This is a genomic window from Streptococcus sp. 2106, assembly GCF_013277315.1.
GTDB classification, from domain to species: domain Bacteria; phylum Bacillota; class Bacilli; order Lactobacillales; family Streptococcaceae; genus Streptococcus; species Streptococcus pseudopneumoniae.
Window position 1 is genome coordinate 1056 of record NZ_VMMS01000032.1, and the last position, 6116, is coordinate 7171.

Annotated in this window: 9 protein-coding genes; all 9 read right to left on the bottom strand. The window is 43.5% G+C overall.

The window, feature by feature from the left end; genetic code table 11:
- Nucleotides 1-23: 23 nt before the first annotated feature.
- The 9 genes from queF to sstT all read right to left on the bottom strand — a co-directional run bounded on the left by queF (nt 24) and on the right by sstT (nt 5938).
- A complete protein-coding gene (gene queF, locus HT723_RS04090; protein WP_023938863.1) occupies nt 24-515 on the bottom strand; it encodes a preQ(1) synthase in 492 nt (163 codons plus the stop codon).
- A gap of 18 nt (nt 516-533) precedes the next feature.
- Nucleotides 534-1250, bottom strand: a complete 717-nt coding sequence (queE, locus tag HT723_RS04095) for a 7-carboxy-7-deazaguanine synthase QueE (RefSeq protein WP_023938861.1) — start codon at nt 1248-1250, stop codon at nt 534-536.
- The gene (gene queD, locus HT723_RS04100) at nt 1243-1686 is read right to left on the bottom strand and encodes a 6-carboxytetrahydropterin synthase QueD (protein ID WP_023941074.1); all 444 of its coding nucleotides are present in this window, start codon (nt 1684-1686) and stop codon (nt 1243-1245) included. Before queD ends, queE begins: the two co-directional genes overlap by 8 nt.
- A complete protein-coding gene (gene queC, locus HT723_RS04105; RefSeq protein ID WP_172934698.1) occupies nt 1686-2339 on the bottom strand; it encodes a 7-cyano-7-deazaguanine synthase QueC in 654 nt (217 codons plus the stop codon). The genes queD and queC overlap by 1 nt, the downstream gene beginning before the upstream one ends.
- Nucleotides 2340-2540: 201 nt before the next feature.
- Entirely contained in the window at nt 2541-2855 is a 315-nt protein-coding gene (trxA, locus tag HT723_RS04110) for a thioredoxin (RefSeq protein ID WP_001029581.1), read from the bottom strand.
- A gap of 15 nt (nt 2856-2870) precedes the next feature.
- Entirely contained in the window at nt 2871-3092 is a 222-nt protein-coding gene (locus HT723_RS04115) for a DUF4649 family protein (RefSeq protein WP_000570252.1), read from the bottom strand.
- Between the two features lie 97 nt (nt 3093-3189).
- Complete coding sequence (locus HT723_RS04120) at nt 3190-3570, bottom strand: MarR family transcriptional regulator (protein WP_000221629.1); 381 nt, start codon at nt 3568-3570, stop codon at nt 3190-3192.
- 126 nt (nt 3571-3696) lie between these two features.
- The gene (locus HT723_RS04125) at nt 3697-4665 is read right to left on the bottom strand and encodes an aromatic acid exporter family protein (protein ID WP_172934699.1); all 969 of its coding nucleotides are present in this window, start codon (nt 4663-4665) and stop codon (nt 3697-3699) included.
- Between the two features lie 67 nt (nt 4666-4732).
- Entirely contained in the window at nt 4733-5938 is a 1206-nt protein-coding gene (gene sstT, locus HT723_RS04130; protein WP_000821228.1) for a serine/threonine transporter SstT, read from the bottom strand.
- Nucleotides 5939-6116: the final 178 nt, after the last annotated feature.

Consider the following 6116-nt stretch of genomic DNA (forward strand, 5'->3'; position numbering starts at 1 on the left):
TTTGATTTTTATTGAGTATGAGTTTAGCGGTTGTCAATTTTCTCTGGATAAAGGTCGTGTTGGAAGAGGCGTTGTTCTGCCAAGCCTTCATACTTAGTTCCTGGCTTACCGTAATTGTAGTAGGGGTCAATTGAGATGCCACCGCGTGGAGTGAATTTTCCCCAAACCTCCAAATAGCGAGGGTCTAGCAAGTTGACCAAGTCTTTCCCGATGGTGTTGATACAGTTTTCGTGGAAATCTCCGTGGTTTCGGTAGCTAAAGAGGTAGAGTTTGAGGGATTTTGACTCAACACAGAGCTTGTCAGGAATGTAGGAAATATAGATAGTTGCAAAGTCTGGCTGAGCAGTGATTGGGCAAAGTGAGGTAAATTCAGGACAGTTAAATTTGATGAAATAGTCATTTTCCACATGACGATTGTCAAAGGATTCGAGGATTTCTGGTTGATATTCGAAAATGTAGTTGGTTTCTTTGTTGCCCAGTAGGCTTAGGTTTTTCATTTCTTCTTGTTGTGACATGATTTTTTCTTTCTAATCTTAAACTCCACGTTGGTTATCGTAGAGGAGGGTATGCAGTTGAGGAAGGACGCGGACATTGCCCCAGCTATCATCAGCGGCGATGCGTTCCCAAAGTTCTTTGAGTCGGTCTAGTTGGTCTTGGACAATATTGCCTGTGGCCTTGGGCTCAGGATTTCCTGCTGATAAGAAGAGAACATCTGGTTGGTAGCGCTCTTGTATGCCTCGGGCAAAGGCCAAATCTGCATCATCAAAGACAGGGATTTTAAAGGTGACCTTGTCTGGATCCAGTTGGGAAACGATAAAGTCCAAGGTCTCAAAGTTGACTTCCATCTTGGATGAAGGAGGTTTGGGACTGAGGGTGACCTGGTCGATGTCTTTTAACCAATTTTGCCAGCGGGAGCCTTGGGTCTCAACAGCCAGAGTGACACCACGTTCCTTGAGTTTGGTGACGAGTTCAGCCATGTTGGCTGCTAGGATAGCAGGATTTCCCCCAGATAGGGTTACATAGTCATAGCTCCCCAATTTATCCAAGGCAGCAATGACCTCGTCAGCTGTCATACGAGTTGGCTTTTCAGAGCCATCCCAAGTAAAGGCAGAATCGCACCAGTCGCAGTGATAGTCGCAACCAGCAGTGCGGACAAACATGGTTTTCTGCCCGATTGCACGGCCTTCGCCTTGAAAGGTTGGGCCGAAAATTTCCAGAACTGGTAGTTTGAGGACACGTTCCCTAGTCATCTAACCACTCCCGTCTAAACTCCGCAAAGGCAGTCGGAGTCTCATAGAGGCGAACGTATTCCAAACGGAGACCACGTTCGTCTGGCAACTCTTGGTCCATGGTTTGGAAAATCCAGTAAACCATATTTTCAGCAGTCGTGTTCATATAGGGAAGAGTTTCATTGAGATAGCGATGATCCAAGTGGGGCTCTAAGTAGTTCTTGTAGATTGCTTTGATGTCTCCAAAATCGTAGGTCATGCCACGTTCATCTAAAAATCCACTGACAGCAATCTGCAGATGATAGGTGTGACCATGAAGGGATTTGCATTTTCCCTCATAGTGAAAGAGGTGGTGGGCAGCATCGAAGGTAAACTCTTTTGATACCAAGGTTCTGTGAGGGTTGTAGACCAGAGACTCCCCGGTTTCCTGTTTGATTTCTTTGGGTGCAAAAAACATTAGGCTTCTCCTTTCTGTGAGAGATAAACATTTAACCCATGTTGACGTAGGTGGCAGGCTGGGCAATCTCCACAACCACGTCCGATAATCCCGTTGTAGCAGGTTAAGGTCTTTTCACGAACATAGTCAAAGGCACCGAGTTGGTCAGCTAACTCCCAAGTTTCAGCCTTGTCTAGCCACATGAGAGGTGTTTGGATAACGAAGTCGTAATCCATGGCAAGGTTGAGGGTAACATTAAGGGATTTGACAAAGACATCTCGACAATCGGGGTAGCCTGAGAAGTCTGTCTCGCAGACACCTGTCACGATATCTTTAATGCCTCGTTGCTTGGCAAGGACTGCCGCAAAGGATAGAAAGAGGTGGTTGCGACCATCAACAAAGGTATTGGGAACCTCTCCCTCTTTTTGCTCAATTTCCAGATCAGAAGTCAAGGCATTTTCAGTGATTTGTCCCAGCAGAGACATATCTAGGATGTGATGACGAATGCCTTGTTCCTTAGCGATTTCTCTAGTGATTTGAATTTCGAGATGATGGCGTTGGCCGTAGGCAAAGGTGACGGCTTCGACCGTTTCATAGTGTTCTTTAGCCCAGAAAAGGCAGGTTGTGGAATCTTGACCGCCACTAAAGACGACCAAGGCTGATTGACGTTTCATAGTACTCCTTCCAAAATGGGAAATGTTCAGAGCACGCAAAAAGCTCCCTTGAGGGAGCTAAAAAATACCAAGTCAAGGTTTTTTTTAGCGATGGCATGTCCCAAACATCGTAATATTCTACTTACAGTCTAGCATATTTTTTGAAAAATGGCAAAGGGCAAGAAAAAAGAGACCAAAGAAAGTACTTGGTCTCTCGTTTGATTAGCTCAATTCAGCAACGATGGCCTTGATTTGTTCTGCTGTGTGAACACCAGCAACTTGTTTGACAACTTGGCCGTCTTTTTTGAAGAGAAGAGTTGGAATAGACATGATTCCAAAAGCACGAGCTGTGTTTGGATTTTCATCAACGTCCATTTTAACGATTTTCAAGACATCTTCTGAAAGTTCTTCAGACAATTTGTCCAAGATTGGACCTTGCATACGACATGGACCACACCAAGTTGCCCAGAAGTCTACTAAGACCAAACCGTCTTTTGTTTCTTGTTCGAATGTTGCATCTGTAATTGCTTTTGCCATTGTATTTCTCCTTTTTTAGTTATATTGGCTTAAATCTTGTTTCTTGAGATAGAAGAAGATATCTCCATAAGTCCCATGGTAGTCCAAATCATGATCCTTATAAGTCAATTTTTGGACAGGGTAGTAGTCTGCGACGCCGATAATGCAAGCTTGTTGCGAACGATCAAAATCTTCATAGGATTCGAAAGTCACAGTTCTTTCGTTCTTACTGGCGTCTAGATAAGTAATTTCGATCATATAAAACTCCTTTGTTTAATCTTGACTTTATTTTACTCCTTGTAAAAGAGAATGTCAATAAAAATGATTGCGCACGCAACTTTTTTCTAAAATCATCTTAAATCAAGAAATCCAAACCTGCTTCCAAGCTTTCTTCGACAGCCTTTTGTAGCGAGGCCAGTGTCTTTTGCCCATCATTTGTCAGGCAGATAAAACTAGAGCGTCTATCTTGATGGCAGCACATGCGACTGAGTAGACCGCAATTTTTAGCTTCCAAGCGAGCCACCATCCTAGAAACTGCGCTCGGGCTCAGATGAAGCTTATCTGGCAGGTCAATCTGGCGTAGAGATTTTTCTTGGGCCAAGTCCAGATAGTAGAGTAGGTAGAACTCTTTCAAGGTCAGACTTTGCTCGCTCTGTTGGGCAATGGTCTCTTCCAGGAGACTTTCAATTTCTTTCTGACGCCGATTGAAGTCAAACCATTTTTCCAAATAGGTCATAGTGTCTCCTTTCTTTTTAGAGTCATAAATAGAAGAAAGTCCATTAACGGGCAGTCTCTGCGTCACAAGATGATTGCGCATGCAATAATTATACTACTTTTCAAGAATGCTGGCAAGTTCTGTTTTTTAGTGGTTTTCTTTTTTACTGTCCATATTTTTGTAAAAATCAACTTTTACTTGGATGAAGGTTTTGGATTCACGTAGGAGTTGAAGAAGGGTAGCGCGGGTTTCAAATTCTTCTCTTGTCTTGGGCAGACTGCGGTTTCGGAAGACTTCCAGATAGCGTTCGATTTCATCTAGCAAATCAGAAGCAGGATTGGTCTGGCTCAGTTGACCTGCAATTTTTGAAAAGAGTTGAGCCAAAATCAGGCTCTCACTGGCAGCTAGGTGACAGGTGTTGATTTGCTGGGCCATGTTTCGCAGGATACGACTTTGTAGCTGTCTCATCTCAAAGTAGTGAATATGGTAATCAGTCTGGTGAAAGAGGTGGTCTGAGTGATCCAAATAGACCAGTCTGAGGGCTTCTTCCAAAAGGGTGTCCAATTCTTCCACCAGCTGTGCTCGGTTGCGTCCATCCCCTCTGGATAAATAATATTTGAAGCGTAGGAGGATGTCTTTTAACTTTTCTTCTACCAATGTGTGGTAGTGATGAATTTCCTCTTCTCGTGAAGGCATGTAGAGATTGACCAGTAAAGCAAATCCTGTACCGATAGCAAAGAGAAAGAATTCATTGACTAGAAGGTCTGGAGAGGTTGACTCTTGTACCAAGAGATGGCTAACCAAAACAGTGCTTGGTGTGATGCCAATTTCCCAGCCCATCTTGTAGGCTAGAGGCACATAGAAGGCAAGATAGAGACCAAGGCTCCAGATATGAAATCCGCTCAAGTGAAAAGCTAGAACACCGATAGCCAGAGCTAGGAGCATGGAAAAGAGTCGATTGCGAGCCAGTTTTAAAGTACTTCTACGCGTATCAGATAGGCTCAAGAGAGCGATAATTCCAGCCGAAATTGCTGAGGAAAGATTGAGAAAATAAGCAAGAAAACAGGCAAGACAGGTAGCTAAGATGAGCTTGGTCGTACGTTGGCTAATAGACATAAGAGTTTCCTAATAAGTTAGAATAAAAGCGTAAAAGACAAGACCTGAGCAGGCTTGTCTTTATGAGTTATTTTTTACGGGCTGCTGCGTATTCGGCAACGGCAGTAAAGAGGACGTCTGTAGAAGAGTTAAGGGCTGTTTCACATGAGTCTTGGATGACCCCAATCACAAATCCAACCCCAACAACTTGCATGGCAATATCGTTAGAAATACCGAAAAGGCTACAAGCAACTGGGATAAGAAGGAGGGAACCTCCCGCAATACCAGAAGCACCGCAGGCTGAGATAGCTGCTACCACACTGAGGACAAAGGCTGTGGCAAAGTCAACAGGGATTCCAAGAGTGTTTACCGCAGCAAGGGTCAAAACGTTAATGGTAATCGCTGCTCCAGCCATGTTGATAGTAGAGCCAAGTGGGATAGAAACAGAATAGGTATCTGGGTTGAGTCCAAGGTCATGGCAGAGTTTCATGTTGACAGGAATGTTAGCCGCAGAACTACGAGTGAAGAAGGCTGTCACACCGCTGACACGGAGGCAGTTCCAAACTAGAGGGTAAGGGTTGCGTCTCATAAAGAAGAAGGCAATCAAAGGGTTGACCACAAGGGCAACAAAAAGCATAGTCGTTACTAATAGAACCAATAAAATACCGTAGTTGGCAAGGCTTCCGATTCCCTTGTCAGAAATGGTTTTAAAAACAAGACCAAGGATTCCAAATGGAGCCAGATTGATGATCCATTCGACAATTTTAGAAGTCACGTCAGCGATAGTTTTTAGTAATTCTTTACTATTTTTGCTGGCCTCTCTCATAGCAATTCCAAAAATGACTGCCCAAGATAAGATTCCAATATAGTTAGCAGTAAGCAGGGCGTTGACTGGATTGTCAACCAGTTTGAGCAAGAGGTTGCTGAGGACCTGTCCAATCCCATCTGGTGGAGCAATATCGGTATTAGCACTATTTAGGGTGATTTCAATAGGGACGATGAAACTTGCTAGTACAGCTACAAGAGCAGCGGCAAAAGTTCCTAGGATATACAAGAAAACAACAGTTTTCATATTGCTATCTTGTCCCTTTTGATGTTGGGAAAGGGCATTAGCAACGAGAGCAAAGACTAGGATAGGAGCAACAGCTTTTAGACCTCCAACGAATAAATCCCCGAGTAGCCCAATTCCTGAGAGATTAGGAAGGGTCAGTCCTAGAATTCCCCCACAAAGCATACCAATCAAGATACGCTTGACAAGGCTTGCCTTGTTCCAAGCATGAATGATTCTTTTCATAATAATCTCCTTTCTGTGTAGTGATTATGATTATAGTATAAACGATAGACAAAATCAAGAATTTTCTGTCTATTTTTTGAATATTTATGGAGAATGAGACTGATGAAAATATGGTATAATCCCGACTTTATCACTTAAAAAATACAAAAGGACAGCTAACCCCTTGCGCCACAAGGGA